This window comes from Sphingomonas sp. UYAg733, assembly GCF_054057355.1.
Genome location: NZ_JBSRZE010000012.1, coordinates 77,191 through 93,657, shown reverse-complemented (window position 1 = coordinate 93,657; position 16,467 = coordinate 77,191). Strand labels below are relative to the sequence as shown.

The 16,467-nt window shown below is 62.0% G+C and carries 15 protein-coding genes; 4 read left to right on the top strand and 11 right to left on the bottom strand.

Annotation, left to right across the window (positions count from 1 at the left end):
- The 9 genes from ACVWZA_RS16965 to ACVWZA_RS16925 all read right to left on the bottom strand — a co-directional run.
- The coding region (locus ACVWZA_RS16965; protein ID WP_457312447.1) for a beta strand repeat-containing protein at positions 1–1,277 on the bottom strand (1,277 nt) is incomplete at its 3' end.
- Between the two features lie 175 nt (positions 1,278–1,452).
- On the bottom strand, positions 1,453–3,327 hold the full coding sequence (locus ACVWZA_RS16960) for a CHASE4 domain-containing protein (RefSeq protein ID WP_457312446.1): 1,875 nt from the start codon (positions 3,325–3,327) through the stop codon (positions 1,453–1,455).
- Entirely contained in the window at positions 3,327–5,246 is a 1,920-nt protein-coding gene (locus ACVWZA_RS16955) for a putative bifunctional diguanylate cyclase/phosphodiesterase (protein ID WP_457312444.1), read from the bottom strand. Before ACVWZA_RS16955 ends, ACVWZA_RS16960 begins: the two co-directional genes overlap by 1 nt.
- A gap of 268 nt (positions 5,247–5,514) precedes the next feature.
- Positions 5,515–6,417 carry an ROK family protein gene (locus tag ACVWZA_RS16950; protein ID WP_457312442.1) on the bottom strand — a complete coding sequence of 301 codons (903 nt, stop codon included), beginning with the start codon at positions 6,415–6,417 and terminating at the stop codon, positions 5,515–5,517.
- A complete protein-coding gene (locus ACVWZA_RS16945; RefSeq protein WP_457312441.1) occupies positions 6,414–7,643 on the bottom strand; it encodes an NAD(P)/FAD-dependent oxidoreductase in 1,230 nt (409 codons plus the stop codon). Before ACVWZA_RS16945 ends, ACVWZA_RS16950 begins: the two co-directional genes overlap by 4 nt.
- Positions 7,644–7,660: 17 nt before the next feature.
- Positions 7,661–8,500 carry an S-formylglutathione hydrolase gene (fghA, locus tag ACVWZA_RS16940; protein WP_457312440.1) on the bottom strand — a complete coding sequence of 280 codons (840 nt, stop codon included), beginning with the start codon at positions 8,498–8,500 and terminating at the stop codon, positions 7,661–7,663.
- Between the two features lie 499 nt (positions 8,501–8,999).
- Positions 9,000–9,992: a hypothetical protein gene (locus ACVWZA_RS16935; RefSeq protein ID WP_457312439.1), complete on the bottom strand. Its 993-nt coding sequence runs from the start codon at positions 9,990–9,992 to the stop codon at positions 9,000–9,002.
- A 185-nt stretch (positions 9,993–10,177) separates the two neighbouring features.
- Positions 10,178–10,570: a response regulator gene (locus ACVWZA_RS16930; protein ID WP_457312438.1), complete on the bottom strand. Its 393-nt coding sequence runs from the start codon at positions 10,568–10,570 to the stop codon at positions 10,178–10,180.
- A 113-nt stretch (positions 10,571–10,683) separates the two neighbouring features.
- Positions 10,684–10,956 (bottom strand): hypothetical protein, encoded by a 273-nt coding sequence (locus ACVWZA_RS16925; RefSeq protein WP_457312437.1) that lies wholly within the window; start codon positions 10,954–10,956, stop codon positions 10,684–10,686.
- A gap of 208 nt (positions 10,957–11,164) precedes the next feature.
- On the opposite strand from ACVWZA_RS16925, the gene ACVWZA_RS16920 reads away from it, so the two are divergent.
- The gene (locus tag ACVWZA_RS16920; RefSeq protein ID WP_457312449.1) at positions 11,165–11,932 is read left to right on the top strand and encodes an EAL domain-containing protein; all 768 of its coding nucleotides are present in this window, start codon (positions 11,165–11,167) and stop codon (positions 11,930–11,932) included.
- A 135-nt stretch (positions 11,933–12,067) separates the two neighbouring features.
- Here the strand turns inward: ACVWZA_RS16920 and ACVWZA_RS16915 are convergent, their stop codons facing one another.
- Positions 12,068–14,026, bottom strand: coding sequence for an amidohydrolase family protein (locus ACVWZA_RS16915; protein ID WP_457312436.1), 1,959 nt, complete (start codon positions 14,024–14,026; stop codon positions 12,068–12,070).
- Between the two features lie 433 nt (positions 14,027–14,459).
- On the opposite strand from ACVWZA_RS16915, the gene ACVWZA_RS16910 reads away from it, so the two are divergent.
- The 3 genes from ACVWZA_RS16910 to ACVWZA_RS16900 all read left to right on the top strand — a co-directional run bounded on the left by ACVWZA_RS16910 (position 14,460) and on the right by ACVWZA_RS16900 (position 15,908).
- Positions 14,460–14,816: a hypothetical protein gene (locus ACVWZA_RS16910; RefSeq protein ID WP_457312435.1), complete on the top strand. Its 357-nt coding sequence runs from the start codon at positions 14,460–14,462 to the stop codon at positions 14,814–14,816.
- Positions 14,817–15,068: 252 nt separating this feature from the next.
- Positions 15,069–15,485 carry a hypothetical protein gene (locus ACVWZA_RS16905; RefSeq protein WP_457312434.1) on the top strand — a complete coding sequence of 139 codons (417 nt, stop codon included), beginning with the start codon at positions 15,069–15,071 and terminating at the stop codon, positions 15,483–15,485.
- Positions 15,486–15,581: 96 nt separating this feature from the next.
- Entirely contained in the window at positions 15,582–15,908 is a 327-nt protein-coding gene (locus ACVWZA_RS16900; RefSeq protein ID WP_457312433.1) for a hypothetical protein, read from the top strand.
- Positions 15,909–16,107: 199 nt separating this feature from the next.
- Here the strand turns inward: ACVWZA_RS16900 and ACVWZA_RS16895 are convergent, their stop codons facing one another.
- Positions 16,108–16,320 carry a DUF7336 domain-containing protein gene (locus ACVWZA_RS16895; protein ID WP_457312432.1) on the bottom strand — a complete coding sequence of 71 codons (213 nt, stop codon included), beginning with the start codon at positions 16,318–16,320 and terminating at the stop codon, positions 16,108–16,110.
- Between the last annotated feature and the right edge of the window lie 147 nt (positions 16,321–16,467).

Here is a 16,467-nt window from a genome sequence, read left to right as displayed (position 1 = left end):
ACAAACCCGCCAGCGCCGGTGACGCTGATGTCGCCCGCACCGAGCGAACCGCCGGTCAGCAGCAGGCCGGTGGTCGCTCCGGTCACCGTATCGGCAACGTTTACCGTTACCGCACCGCCGCCGGTCGCCCGGATACCCTCTGCGCCGGTGCCAGTGACCGTGCCGTTGGCGGTCACGGTGGTCGCGCCCGTCCCGGCGTTGGTGGCTTCGATACCGGTCGTGCCCGAGACGTTGCCCGCCGTCACATCGATCGTGCCCGCGCCGGCCGCCGAAGTCTGGCGCGCGACGATCGCGGTCTCATTGATTGAGCTCACATCACCCGCGTTCACGGTGACGTTACCGCCACCCGCTCGCGCGAAGATGCCATTGCCGCTGGTCGCGGTGACCGGACCGACCGTGGTCACACTGGTCGAGCCGCTGCCGAAGTTCTCGGCATCGACCCCGAACCGGGCGGTGATCGCACCATTGGCGGTCACATCGACATTGCCGGTCGCTGCTGCGGGCAGGATCGCGCCGACGATGCCGGCATTGCCCGCATTGATGTCGCCATTGGCAACAATCGTTGCATTACCGGTCAGCGATTGCGTCTGGACATCGATACCGTCACGGCCCGCCGTCAGTGCGGTGACGTCGTTGGTGACCACCGAAACGCCAGTGCTGGTCGTGACGTCGCGGACGGTGATGCCTTCGCCTGTCGTCGCAACGATGCTGCCGGTGACGTTGAGGTTCACCGAGCCGACACCGCCCGTCTGCTGCACGTCGAGCGCATTGCCGGCGCCGTTGTTGGTGATGCTGCCACCGGTGTAGGTGATCGGGCCGCCGGCCGCTCTGACCGACAGGGCGGCCGTGCCGCCCGCGGTCGGCGTGTTGCCCCCATCGACGCTGATCGAGCCGCTATTGGTGACGGTGACGCCCCCGGTGCCGGCGTTGGAAACCGCAAGGCCGTTGCCGGTTACCGCCGTCCCGGGATCAACGATGACCTGGATCGGAATGGCAGCGACGCCCTGATACTCGCGATCACTGGGCGGGCTGGCCGGAAATGTCGTATTGGTGGTCGATGTGTCGCCGCATTGGACGGTGACGCCGCCGACGAGGCAATCCGCCCAGGCCTGTCCTGGAGCCAGCAGGCTCACGCCCGCAAGGGCGGCAATGCCGATGGTCGATCGCAGCGCAAGCCGACTCGCCTGCGAGCGCAGGTTCGTCCGAAGTGCCGATTTTGTGGAAGCCCGCGCGGGAATCGAGGTCGAACGACCAGCGGAATTGAAAATGCACACCATAAACCTGCCCCTTTTAGTGCAGCGAAGTGGTGCGACCGGCCCGGATCAAGTCCAAGCTTTTGTTGGCGGCCTCTATGTCGGGGACGGGTGTGTGTGTCAACCGGTGCCGATGCCGGTTGAGGAGGTCGGCGGTTCTCGCGCGGCTGTCCGATCGACCCGCGGTGCCAGCCGGGCCTTAAGCCGCGATCCCCACCGCGCCGACTTCGGTCGCCGCCGCTTTCAACGTCAGGATCGCGTTCGCGCCCCTGCCCTCGCCTTCGCTTTCCAGCCGCAGCGCACCCTCCATCGCGTTCATCGAATTGGCGCACCAGTGCAGGCCCAGTCCGCCCGTTTTTTGCGCGCGAGTCGAATATCCGCGCTGGAACAGGGTCGCGCCGGCCTGTGGTTCGAAGCCTTCGCCATCGTCGCGAATCGCGACTCGCGTCTGGCCGTCGGTTTCGTCGATCGTCACCGTCACAGCACCGCTATTGGTACCCTTCGCCGCGACCGCCTCCGCCGCATTGGCGAACAGATTGCCGATCACCTGGCTCAGGATCAGGCGGTTGGCCATGACGTGATGCGGCTGTGCGGGGAAGTTGAACATGATCGACACTTCACCCGAATAGCGTGCGATCGTCGCGTTCTGTGCAACGATATCGGTCACGTTGCATGGTTCGAGTATGGGGCGTTCATGCGCGGCATGTTGCTGTGCGCCAATGATCTCAAGGACCTGGCTCATCGCATCGCGCCCGTCGTTGAGCTGGGCGCGCCGTTCGTCGCGGTCGCGCGCTTCCGCCTCTACCGCGGCGGCGACGAACGCGACGAGCTTCTCACGGCGCGGTTGAGGCAGATCGTCGCGCGCCAGTTCGGCGACCGCGCGATCGAGCGTCGCACGTTCGATCGGCGGTGGCTGTGCGATGCCCTTTGAGATGATCGTGCTGATCGGGTTGAGCGCGTTGCGGACATTGTGCATCACCGCGACCGCGCTTTCGTTGCGGCCCAGCGCGAAGCTTTGCACTTCGAGCTGTTCGCGCAAGTCCTTCAACTGGCGCAGCATCGAGTTGAAGCTGGTGCCGAGCGAGCCGATCTCGTCGTGTCGCCCATCATCGTCGAGCAGCCCGAGCGAGCCCGATTGACGCACGACCTGCATATGGCTTTCAACGCGGTGCAACGGGCGCAGCACGAGCCGGGTGAACATGCGCCGCAACACGACCAGCAGGATGACCAGCAACATGGTCGATCCGCCGATCGCAAGCATCAGCATGCGTTGACCGAGGATCGAGATATCGCGTGGGACGCTGAACACCGTATTGGCGACCGCATGGCCGTTCACGCCGCGCACCGGCACGGCGATCTTCATCGAATTGGGCGTGGTCGAGATCGTCTCGGCGTCCGACGAATCGGTCAGGTCGAGCCGAGCGGGCAGTTGCAGCAATTCCGCAATCTGTGCCGAGGTGATCCGGCGCGCCATCAGGACATAACCACGCGGTGCGCCGGTGCCATCGCTGCGGCGGACCTGCGCAATGCCGACCGCCGCGACGCTTGCCCCGAGCCGGGTGTAGAAGCTCGCCGAATTATTCCTGCCCACCGCGCGGGCTAGGTCGATGCCCCTGATCGCCGCGATCAACCGGACGCGCATCTCGGGCTGGTCGGTGCCCTTTTTCAGGTCGAGCCAGCGCGCGATGACGATGCGGCCGTCATTGGCGACATAGGCCATGCCGTTGACGTCGAGATTGGTCATCGCCAGTGGCGAGAAGGATTCCTGTTCGAATTTGGCAGAGGGCGCGGCCATGTAGTCAAAGCTCGCGTTCCAGTCGCCATAGTCGCGCACCGCGCTTTCGACCTTGGAGGCATATTCGCCCAGCGCCGCGCGCGTGCGATCGACGTGCTGGCCGATCGACTTGTTCTCAAGCTGGTTGAAGCTCGGCGTGATGACGCTGGCCAGCAACAGGGTGAGTGCGACCGAGCCGGCCAGCCCGACCATGGTCAGGATCAGCACCAGCTTCGCACCCAGCGACGCCGGGCTGCGCAGCGCACCGATCCGGCCGATCACGGCGCGGAGAGTGGTCATTATCCGCGTGTCCCGTTGCCCAGCAGCGGTTCCGCCTCATCCTCCTCCGCATCGATTTCGGGCTCGGCCATGAAGCGGCGATGCGCGATTTCGTTGGCGATTTCGAGATCGACCGGATGCGAGAAGAAATAGCCCTGGAGATGCGAACAACCCGCGACGCGCAGCGCCTGAACCTGCGCTTCGGTTTCGACCCCTTCCGCGATCACGCCAAGGCCGAGCGAGCGGCCGAGATGGACGATCGACTGGACAATCGCCGCGCTTTCGCGCTCGCGGCCCATGCCGTCGATGAAGCTGCGGTCGATCTTCAGGCAATCGAGCGCGAATTTGCGGATATTGTAGAGCGACGAATAGCCAGTGCCGAAATCGTCGAGCGCGATGCGAAAACCCATCTGGCGTAATTTGTAGAGCGTTTCCGCCGCGCGATCGGCATCGTCGAAGATCGCGGTTTCGGTGATCTCGATCTGTACGCGGCTGGGTTCGATCCCGGCGTGCTGAACGCTTTCCAGGATGCGGCCGACGAAATTGTGCCGGCGGAACTGGCGTGGTGAGAAATTGACCGAGACATATTGCCCCGGCCATTGCCCGAGCACGGCAAGCGATTCGGCCAGCACCCAATCGCCCAGTTCGTGGATCAGGTTGCTCTCCTCCGCGATCGGGATGAACACGGCGGGTGAGATCGGCCCGTGATCGTCGGTGTTCCAGCGCAGCAGCGCTTCGAACCCGACCACTTCCAGGCCTTCGCGCGCGATGATCGGCTGATAAACCAGCTTGAGTTCGCCCTTCTCGATCGCTTTGGACAGGCCGCCCTCGATCTGGCGGCGCAGCTTGATCGTCTCGTCCATGCTCTCGTCGAACACACGAACCATGCCGCGGCCTTCGCGCTTGGCATCGTTGAGCGCGAGATCGGCGCGACGCATCAGGTCGGTCGGATCGCGCAGCTCGGTCGGCGCGGAAACGATCAAGCCGATCGACGCGCCGCCCTGAACCGAATGGCCGAGCACTTTGAAGGTGCCGCAACAGCCGCGCAGCATTCGTTCGCACTCCATTGCCGCAGCTTCGGCGCCGGGTGAATCGAACATGATGCCGAATTCGTCGCCGCCGAGGCGTGCGACCATGCCGCCTTCGGGTACCGAATCCTGAAGATGGGTGCAGATGATGCGGATCAGTTCGTCGCCCGCGAGATGGCCGAGCGTGTCGTTGACCAGCTTGAAGCGATCGAGATCGACCATCGCCACCGCGAAGGTCGCAGCGCTGCGTGCCCGATCGATCAGCGCGCGACGGAAGGCGAGACGATTGGGTGCCTCAGTCAACGAATCGTGATTGGCGATATGGATCGCGCGGCTTTCGTTCGCGGCGAGTTCGTGGCTTTGTTCCTTGAGCTGGACGATCTGCGCCGCAAGCGCCTCACGCGCCGCGGCCAGTTCCAGATCGACTTGCCAGCGATGCGCCAGCGCGGTCGCGGTCTGCGTTACCTCGGCGACTTCGAACGGCTTGGCGATGTAGAAGATCTTGTCGGCCGGGCCGGCGGCACGGCTGATTTCGAGCGGGGAAAAATCGGAATAGCCGGTGACGATGACCAGATTGATGTCGGGATCGAGCGCGCGGATGCGCTTCGCGGTTTCCTTGCCGTCGATGCCGGGCGGCATGCGCACGTCGATGAACGCGACGGCATATTTCTCACCCCTGGCGATCGATGCCTCGACCGCGGTGACGCCCTCGATCCCCTGCATCGCATGAGTCAAGGTGAAGGCCATGGCCGGCGCGGGGGCATCGTCCCCATTTTCGTCCCCGTCATCATTGTCGCCGAACAGTTCGGCCGCCATCGCGTCGAGCGCGCCGACATCGCCGGATGCCGGCGCGAAACTGCGCCGGTAGCTGTCATGCATCCCTGGTTCGTCGTCGATGATCAGAATGCGCATGGGGCACCGCCATTCGTTACCGGCGACAGTGCTGACGCCGGAATGGACAATAAAAGGTTCAATTTGTTGGTGACCGGGCCCTTGTGGATCTTTGAGTCGATCGTCGGCCGGGGGCGCCAGCGGGGGACACAGGGCAGCGGCGCGCCGCCCAATGGGCTGGCGAGCATGATCGCGTCATTATGTGCCGGGCGTGCCATCCGCCGTTCCCCTTTTCACCAAAATCACGGTTGATCCGGCGTAAGCAGACAGGGTTAAGGCGCCGTAAACGCTATTTCGACGACTCCGCATCCAGCGCATGGCTGCCGAGCACGATCGCGCCCAGCGGCCCGGCGTCGTTGCCCAGTTCCGGCGCGACGACAAATGCATCCAGATCGGACAATTCGGCCAAGGCGGCATAGTCACCAAGGCTTTCCGCGAGCAACGTCCGGATTCGCGGGAAGAGATGCGGCACGCCGGTCATCACCCCGCCGCCCATCACGATCCGGCGCGGCACGCCGCTCAACACCAGCGTATGGAGCAATTGCGCGAGCGTGTGCGCGACATAGTCCCAGGCGGGATGATCCGCGGGCAGATCGGACGCGGGAGCGCCTGCACGCGCGGCGATCGCCGGACCCGACGCCAGTCCTTCGACGCAATCGCCGTGGAACACGCAGACGCCCGGCCAGGCATCGCCCGCCATGCGCACCGGACGGACATGGCCGAGTTCACCCGCGATCGGCATACCCCCGGCAACCAGACCGATGCCGACCCCAGTGCCGACGGTGATATAGGCATAATCCGACAAACCGCGCGCGGCGCCCCAGCGCCCCTCCCCCAAGGCGGCGCCGACGACATCGGTCTGAAACGCCATCGGCACGCCCGTGAAGCGAGCCAGGCGCATCCCGACATCGGTGTTCGACCAGCCGGGCTTTGTCGTCGCGGTGATGAAGCCGTAATCCGCCGCCGCCCGGTCGAGCGAGACGGGGCCGAAGCTGCCGATGCCAAGCGCGGCGAACCCGCTCCAGCGCGCCAGCACCGCCTCAATCGCGGCGAGCGTTTCCGCCGGTGTGGTGGTCGGCACGCGCACGGTTTCACGGATATCGTCGGGGCCGGTGGCGAGGATGCAATTGCACTTCGTCCCGCCCAGTTCGATGCCTGCGATTAACGGCGCGATCGGGGGAGCAGAGGTCATGCGAGTTCCTTTAGCGGCGTCGCGGTATCGGCGAGGCGGGCGGTGTCGGGCGTCACGCCGGCAAGGACTAGCGCGCGGCCCTGGACATAGTCGCGGGTCGCGTTGACGCAATCGAGCGCGATCACCTTGCCGCCCTTCAGATAGACCAGCGAGAAGCTGCGCGTCGCCGGATCGCCACGCATCACGACATCGTCGTAACCAACCGAGAGGCCGACGGTCTGCAGCTTCAGATCATATTGGTTCGACCAGAACCAGGGGATCGTGGCGTAGGGCTGATCATCGCCCATGATCCCCTTGGCGACGAGCGTCGCCATGTCGTTGGCGTTCTGAACCGATTCGACGCGCATCACGGTGCCCGCAGCAAAGCCATTGGCGTGCAGCGCACAATCGCCGACCGCGAAGATATCGGTCAGGCTGGTGCGGCAGCGATCGTCCACCGCCACGCCCCCCCCTTGCAAACCGCCGCCATCCGCGCCGGCCGCGATCAGCGGCGCAACTTCAGGGATGATGCCGATGCCGACGATCACCATATCGGCGGGCACGACCTCTCCGTCGGCGAGTTGCACGCCGGTGACGCGATCCTCGCCGAGGATGCAATCGACCGTCTCGTTCAGGCGCACGACAACGCCATGTGCGCGGTGCTCGCCCTCATAGAAGCGCGACAGGGGCTCACCCGCTACGCGTGCGAGCACGCGGTCGAGCGCCTCGATCACGGTGACATGCTTGCCGAGCTTGGTCAGCACCGCCGCCGCCTCCAGCCCGATATAACCGCCGCCGATCACCACCACGCGGGTCGTGCTGTCGAGCTCGGTCATCAGCCGGTCGACATCGGCGCGGGTGCGCACGGCATGGACGCCGGTATAGTCGTGCCCGCTGCAGCTTAGCCGGCGCGGGGTCCCGCCGGCGGCCCAGATCAGCTTGCCATAACCGATCGTGCCGGCACCCGTCGTCACGCTGTGCGCCGCCGCATCGATCGCCGTCACGCGCCGCCCCAGCAGCATCGTCACATGGCGGTCTTCCCAGAATGCGGGCGGGCGGATCAGCAATCGCTCGAACGCCTTTTCTCCGGCGAGATAATCCTTCGATAGCGGCGGGCGTTCATAGGGCAGTTCGGGCTCTTCACCGATCACCGCGATGGTCCCGGCAAACTTCGCCTGGCGCAGCGCGATCGCGGCCTGTGCCCCGGCATGTCCCGCGCCGACGATGAGGATGTCGTATTGCGCCATCGACCCCACCCTTTCCATCACGAAAGCCTTTCCGCGTGCCAGCGGACATGGTCCGCCATGAAGGTCGAGATGAAATAATAGCTGTGGTCATAGCCCGGCTGCATGCGCAACGTCAGCGCGATCCCGGCGGCGTCGCACGCCGCGCTCAGCAATTCCGGCTTTAATTGTTCGGCGAGGAACTGATCCGCGTCGCCCTGATCGACCAGCAGATCGGGCACGCGCGCACCGTCCGCGATCAGCGCGCAGGCATCATAGGTGCGCCATTCGCTGCGGTCGCCGCCGAGATAACCACGCAGCGCCTTTTCACCCCAGGGACATTCGAGCGGCGACGCGATCGGCGCGAAGGCGGAGATGCTTTTGAAGCGACCGGCGTTGCGTAGTCCGATGGTCAGCGCGCCATGCCCACCCATCGAATGGCCGGTGATCCCTTGCCGCGCCATATCGACGGGGAATTCCGCCGCGATCAGCGCGGGCAGTTCGTCCTCGATATAGCGGCGCATGTTGAAATTCGGCGCCCAGGGTTCCTCGGTCGCATCGACATAAAACCCTGCGCCCTGACCGAAATCATAGGCATCGTCGTCCGCCACATCATTTCCGCGCGGCGACGTGTCGGGTGCGATGAAGATGACCCCCGCATCGGCACAGGCGCGGCGATAGTCGCCCTTGTCGGTGACATTGGCATGAGTGCAGGTCAGGCCGGAGAGATACCAGAGGACGGGCAAAGTCGCGCCCGGCGCATGGTCGGGCACGAAGACCGAGAAAGTCATCGGTGTGCCCGTCGCCTCGGATGCGTGGCGATAGACGCCCTGGATGCCGCCGAACGCCTTGTTGGTCGATAGCGACTCAAGTTCTGACATGCTTCCCACACCCTAGCCGCGATCGGCTTTTCGATATCCGAACCGTGAGTGCCCTGACACTTTCGGCGGGTTGAGTGCAATCCCAACACGTCGGAGCCTCCACGGAAAATCGACGCGTTGATCCTCGTTTCGAATTCCGGCGTGAAGAGCGTGCGGTACGAGATCGGGTATGACAACTCCGGGGACCGATGTGAATCGATACGATCCGGTGCGATGCCGGATGGTAGCCGTGGGTGGTCGAGGCGGGTAAGCCAAGGGAGATATGTCACACCCTATTGTGTCAAATCTCCCGGTAGCGGGCACGCGCCTTCGCTGGGCATATATTGCTGAATAATCAATAGTTTGTAAAGAATTTCTGGCAAGCTGATGTACGAGACGCCGCGCCCTTCCTGGTGCAGATTCATTTGAATCAAGCCGAGCATTTTTAACGGTTTCCGCGCTTTGCACCGAGGCCGCTCCGCAGGAGGTTCTGTACGCTACCGCCGTCGTTCGGCCGATATCAGAACTCGACGACGACGATCTCGTTCGCGGTCACGGCGGCGAAGCGCCGGTCGGTCGGGTGGACCGCGAACAACGGGCAATCATGCGTAATGCCGGAACGTGAATGCGCGTCGGGCGCGGCGGCGACCGCGACATCCGGCCATGCCAAGGGCGCACCCAATCCCGGTGCCCACCAATGCGGATGCCCGTTTTCGACATAAGCCACACCATCGGCAGAGGGAAACAAACTTGCCTGAGGGTTCCAGTCACTGCTGCGGCTGATCCAGTTCCCGTCGCGCGCGGACCAGATGCCGGATTGCGGCGGCTGTTCGGATGAATCGTGGCCATCTTCATCCGCCGTGACGATCACCCGGTCGGCATCCAGCCAACATGCCGCATGGACCTCGGATTGAGATGCCGACTCTTTCAGTGCGCCGTAATGCGCTTCCTCACGATCCAGCAATGCCGGATCGCGCAAAGCCCGCTCGACGTCGAAGGCGCAAAAGAGATTAAATGGATGCCATACCCAACCGGCAGATATCAGAAAGCGCCCGTCGGAGCTGAAACTCAGGCGGGAATGAAAGACATCCTGCGCTTCACCTTCTCTGCCGGTAAGCCGCTCCCCGTCTACCAGTGTCTCTATCTCGATGACATTATAGGCGTCGGGGCAATGCGCGAGTACCTCACGCCCATCGGGCAAGTGACCGAGCGCAATCGGATAGGCATAGGCGCGTGCCTGATAATAGCTGCGGTCGATTTCCCGGATGATCCGGCCCTGGTCGAGAATGATGCCCTTTGTCTGCCGTTCGCAAAACAGGACGGAAAACCGCCCGGATGGCGAAACGAGCGCGCGATCGAAGTCGTAGCCATAGAGTGTGTGGCTCGGGACCTCGGTGTGATCGGCCAGCCATCGCCGTCCTCCGCCGACCCAATCCACCAGCGTGCCATCCTGCCACGCAAGCGATTGGGGCGGAAAGGAGAACGGGAATCGGGTGATGCGGGATTTGGGCATTCTCGATTACCTACGACGGCGATCCTTGAAGCGCACCACACTATCCCGCTCCTCGGGGGGCAGAGCGATTACGGCGATTGCGGTGTTGTCGTTATTGGTGAGCCGCGAATAGCTGCGCTGTCACCGCCATTCGACTGCTTCGACACCACCATCCGCCCGAAGCCGCCTTTTTTTCAGGTCAGACCTTACGCCGCGCCGATCCGTTGCAGCTTGGCCAGCAGCGTGTGCTGATCGAACGGCTTGGTGACATATTCGTCGGCGCCGGCGCCGATGCCCTGGTAGATGTCGATGCTCTCCGCCTTGGAGGTGCAGAACACCACTTTCGGGGCCGTCCCGCCGTCGAGCCGGCGCAGCGCGGCGACAAATTCGACCCCGGTCATCACCGGCATTTCCCAGTCGAGCAGGATCAAGTCGGGCATCGCCGCCTTGCAGCGGGCGAGCGCCTCTTCGCCATTCTCGGCTTCGATCACCTGATAACCGAGGTTGGAGATGATGCGATGAGCCACCTTACGGATCACCCGCGAGTCATCGACCAGCAGGCAGCGCCGCAGGCGCGCCGGCGCGGCGGCGACAGGCATCGGGGCGGCAGCGACAGGCACGGGGGCGGCAGGGGCAGGCACGGGCATGGGGCCCACGGGCATCGCCGCGACCGGCTGCGTGGGTTCCGCAGGGAAGCTGCGCAGTCGCTTGATCAGGCTCTTAATGACTGCGGCTCCCTCTGGCTGAGGACCTGACTGGCCTCGGCGACCACGGCCTGGTCCGCATCGGTCATGCGGACATGGATATAAGGCACCCAGATGTCGCCGAATTCGGCCTTTTGATACCACACGTCGATGATGTCGTACGAGGCCCAGAAGCCGTCCGGCTGACGCAGCCGCAGGCCCTCGCCGATCCGCGGGACCGCAGCGAAGCGCAGCCCGCTCTGGGTCTGGTTCGTCTCGTTCTGGACTTCGATCTCGATCAAGGATGGTCCTCCGGCGTGCCGGGGCCACCTTAGCCGGGTAATTCTTGCTGAAATGCGAATGGTGGGGTGGTTGGGATGCATTGCGAGGGAAAAGCGTTTTTCCACACGCGCCGTCCGACATGATCGCCGATGCGGCGACTACGTGCCCGATATTTTACGGGCCGTTAGCATCCATCGTTTAGGCCTGAGAGGCTTCAAGGAAAATACCATGCAGTTGGGATGTCAGGGCTGCCGGTCCGAGGGTCATGCATTTGATATTGCGATGGCTTTCCAGCCCATCGTCGATGTCGAGACAGGACGCACCTTCGCGTTCGAGGCGCTGGTGCGCGGCAGTAACGGCGAGGGCGCAGGCGAAGTCCTTGCCCGCGTCACGCCGGAGAACCGCTATGCGTTCGATCAGCAATGCCGAGTGGCCGCAATCGAGGGAGCCGTTGCGGCGGGCATTCTGGAAACCGACGCCCGGCTCTCGATAAATTTCCTCCCCAATGCAGTCTATTCGCCGGTTGCCTGCATTCAACTGACGCTGAAGACGGCGCGTGCGACTGGCTTTCCTTCTGATCGGCTGATCTTCGAATTCACCGAGAATGAGGAGATGGCCGACACCAATCATGTCGAGAATATCATCAACACCTATCGACAGATGGGCTTCGCAACGGCGATCGATGACTTTGGCGCAGGGCACGCCGGGCTAGGGCTTCTGGCCAAGTTTCAAACCGACTTCATCAAGCTGGATATGGAACTGGTCCGCGGGATCGACGCGAGCCTGCCGCGCCGGATGATCGTTGCGGGGGTCATTCGCATCGCGGAATCGCTGGGTATCACGGTCATTGCCGAAGGCATCGAGACTTGCGCGGAGTTCGATGCGCTGCGTGCGATCGGCGTTCGCTACATCCAGGGGTATCTGCTTGCCCGTCCGGGTTTCAAAAGCCTGCCCGGTATTACGTTGCCCGACCAGCGCTACACAGCAGTTGCTTGAGATATAAGTTACTTTGGCGTGGCGCTAATTGCGCACGACCCTTTTCGTCCAGCCTGCCGATGTTACCCGCTGATAGCTTGGGGGTTATTGCACGTGGCACCGTAATTCCGTGGCACCGTAATTCCGCGAAGCCCCTTATTTCGGCATCCCGCTAAGCCCGCTCGCCTGCCGCAGCGCATTCCCATCAAGCCGGTACCCATCGAGAAACACCGTCTCGACATGGCGCAGATTGGTGAGGTCTTTGGAAACATCACCATCGACCAGGATGATGTCCGCCTCCTTGCCCTCGGCGATCGATCCAGTGCGGTCGTCCATGCCGGTCATGCGCGCGGGCACGATGGTTGCGGTCTGCAGCGCCTCCGCATTGGTCAGGCCCGCTTCCTGATAGAGTTCAAGTTCGCGGACCAGTTCAAGCCCATAGCCGTCGGTGCCGGCGACGATGCGCACGCCCGCCTTGTGCAGGCGGCCGACCAGGCCGACCATCTTGGCGAAGCTTTTGCGGAAATCGTCGCGGGTCAGGCCGCCGAACAGGGGATAGCCGCCGATCCGCCACCCGCGCACGACCGAGGGCGGTGCGACATCGGCGAAGGGCGCATATTCGGGCGACAGCGCGGTGCCGTCCGACGTCATCAGCGGCTCCCACACGGTCAGGGTCGGGTCGATGATGGTCTTCCGCTTTGCGAGCTCCGCGTAGAAGGTCTTCATCGCGGGGGAGTCGAGATCGACATCCTTGCCGTATTTCGCCGGCCCTTCGAGCCGCGCGGCGGTGTTGGCCTTGTCGACCACATCCTGAGGCATTGCCTGCATCGTGATGAAATTGATGTGCGTGACTTCATCATAGCCGGCGCGGACCGCGTCGATCGGGCGCATGCCGGCGGGGATATGGCCGTGGACGTGCAGGCCGAGCTTGTGCGCCTCGGCCGCGCCCGGCGCGATCCAGGCGGGAGTCATCGAGGTGTAGAATTTGACGCCCCACAGGCCCGCCGCCTTGATCTTGCGCACCGCGGCAATCGTTTCCGCCGCCGATGAAACGGTCAGCGCGCCCTGTGCGGCGAGCGGGTCCTTGCGGTCGATGATCACGGAAATCTTGCCGTCGGGCGCAAGCAGGTCGCCGGCGGCGCGACGCTTGTAAATGCTCAGCGCTTCGTCGATCATCGTGCCGGGGCTGCGATAATTGGTCATGCCGGTGGCGAGATTTTGCAGCAGGTTCCAGTCGTCGCCGACATGCTGATGCGCATCCCACAGGCCAGGCAGCAGCGTCTTGCCGCGCCCGTCGATGACGGTAGCGTTCAGCGGCGTCTTGATCGATCCGGCGGCGCCGACCGCGGCGACCTTGCCGCCCGCGATCAACACCGCGCGGTTGGGGAGATAACGGCCGGCGACCGAATCGAACATCAGTACATTGTCGACCAAAGTCGCCGTGCGGTTGGCGGGCGTCAGGAAGCGGTGCGCGACATCGCGGACCATGTCCGCAGTCGCCTTGTCCTGAATGTCCTTCAGCCGGGGCCCCTCAGCCTCATAGCCCGCCGGGAGCAGCGAGATTCCGCCGGCATTGCCGAAGAAACGATTGTCGCCATCGAGCCAGACCGGCGACGGGGCGAAGCCATAACCCGTGATGAAGGCAAGCTTGACGGCCTTCTTGCCTTGCGGGCCGGAAATCTCCACCGGCTGACCGATGGCGATGCTGGCATGGCCGGTGGGCAACAGGTCGATGCCCTTGGCGCCCGCGGCGACGAGCGCAGCGACATCCATTTCGCCGGCAAGCCAGGGACCGCCATAGGTGTTGTAGCGCTTGGTCCCGAACGGGGCCGAGCCGGAATCGACCACCGTCTTCCAATGCGCGAGGCCGCCGCTGTCGACGGTGAAGTCCTCAGTCGCCTCGCCTGAATCTGTATAGCCGCGGATGGCGATCGCGGACGGGCGCTGGTCGGGGCCAACCGTCACCAGTTCATCGGTTTCGGTGACCCAACCGCGCAGCGACATCGACATGCGATAGGCGACCCGGCCGTCGGGCATCGTCCACGACCAGATATCGCCATGTTTTCCGGCGGTCGAGCTGATCGTGTAATGCCGCGCGTCCGCGGGCGGCTTCATCAGCTGCTCTTTCGGGGTCGATGCACCGGCGATTGATACGGCGGCGATCGATGCGGTGGCGGCAAGCAGTGACGCTAATATCGTTCGGTACATGGTGATCGCTCCCCCCGGGGTAGGAATGGTTGCGAGATTGGCGGGGCGGGTGCGGTGATGCAACTGCGGATTGTATTGAGCGGTGTTTGGGCGTGGGGGGCCGTAGCGGGACGTGCTCAATTCTGAAGTGTGCTTTAGGCCGATGGGGCGGAACCGGTACGCTGCCACCAATGGCTACCGTTGATAATTTGGGGGTTATTGCACGTGGCACCGTAACGCCAAACTGGCGGATGTAACGGTCGAGCCCGGAACCGGCAGACGCCTGCGCTGGTGAAGCGGAAGTGGTGCGGTAGCGCTCGACGCGCTAGGATCGGGCACAGACTAACGCGGGGGAGGTGAGATGGACGATCCTACAGACCGGCTCATCCGCCTGCTGATCGCTGACTTTCGTTACAAGGAAGCCGTAGATGGCACGGTCTGGCTCGATCACGCGCGGCGGGAGAATGGCCGCGTAATCTTTTATCCCGATGGAATGATTGTGTCGATTGAGCACAACCAATTCGACCGGATCGAGATTGAAGAAACAGGCCGGTTCAACGACTTCATGCGGTTTATCAAACCCGCGACCCGATGGGAGCGGTTTATGGACTGGATGGACCCGGTTATCACGACGGGTTGCCTTATACTATTGTTGGCTATCTCGTGGGGCATTGGATTTGCCATCCACGCGATATGGAAATCGCTGTGGGAGACATAGGAAGTGCCGAAAGTATCGAAACTATCTCAGCGATTTGCAGAGCTTGCCGAGCAACTTTCTGTCGTAGAATCTACTAAAATCGTTGAACGGAGCGATTACACGTCTGGCGAATATATTGATGATACCAGCTACACGAACTGAAAACTTAAAGCGCGTCATCTCCTATCCATAGCGTGTGGTGTAGAGTCTGAGCATTATTCGGAATTTATCAAACGGGAAAAAATTCCCAGTTTTACATCAAACTACCAGAACATGCGTCAGGTCAAAGCCGTCTTTGAAGCCGCACGCGAAGATTTCGAGGGCGGTTATCTCAACTCAGTACGCACTCTAATTCAGTCCGAAGTGTTCGACAACGAGCTTGAGCAAGCACGCGAATTGCTGAACGGTGGGTACTTCCCCGCCGCTGCTGTGATCGCTGGCGTGGTTCTTGAAAACACACTTCGACAGCTTTGTGACAACCACCAAATAGATCGTGGCAACCTGAATAAAATGAACGCCGATCTTGCCAAAGTCGCTCAGTACAACAAGCTCAAGGCAAAGCAGGTCACTGCATGGGCTGACATTCGTAACAACGCCGCGCACGGGCATTACGACCAATTTTCACGAGGCGATGTCGCAGATATGATCGAAAAAATTGAGGCATTCGTCGCCGACCAGCTTGAGGCTTAAAGCCACAGCGACGCTGGTAGCTGGATTCACATAGCCCGTTGATCAGGCAGGCCGATACGGGTCACTACAGACCTATTGGCTGGATTGGAGACAACATTGCGTACTTGGCCCCGTCATATCGATCGAATATTTCGTTTCCTTGAAATGTTGGCAGTCACGGCGTTGGTCGCCACTGTTCTCGGTCGAAACCATACACCAGTGCTAGTTTTCACTGCGAGCTTAGGCACGTTCGCCGCAGCCGCGTTCCTCTTTATCTCTTATGTAAATGAAAACACTGAAGGCAAAGAGGATGAGGTCGTGCCAATGAGCGCTCGCGCCATGGCGATCGACATCGCAATCTTCGTCGGCATCGGTTGTTTGGCATCACCCGTCGTTGTTGCGATGATCATATTCGTAATCAAGGTCAGCCGGACCATCAATTAGCATCACCGCTCGTGGGTGCGACTGGTTCGGTGACATCGCGTAATTGATGTAGCCATCCTCCTGCTAGGTGCGGAGTCGCCTTTCGGCGCTCAAGAGCAGAATTACGGTGACAGTCCACTTTTCTATGCCGCAACGCATCATAAGATACTTGCGGGCGACGGCAATTAGTGGACTGTCGCCGTAATTCCAATAAAATATTTCAAGTCGTTATATACCCTTCTATCCAATTATCCTCGCCCACAAGATACTTATCAATATTAAACCCATCCGCAGCATCCATAAATCCTGGAAGAAGCTTTGTTCTTTCCGCGGCAGATTTTGCATCATCGTGACTAGCATAAACTCCAATGAATTTAACATCATCTTCATCATCATTTATACGATGAGAATGCTGAAGGACATATACAATCATGATGCTTCTTTCAAATTGTCTCGCTATTATCTGAGCCCGCCTCTCTCGCAAGCTTTAACAATCTTACTGTATTCTGATCCGGGACCGTCTTTCCAATTTCCAGAATTACGGTGACAGTCCACTTTTCTCGCCTTTTCTCTCACCATT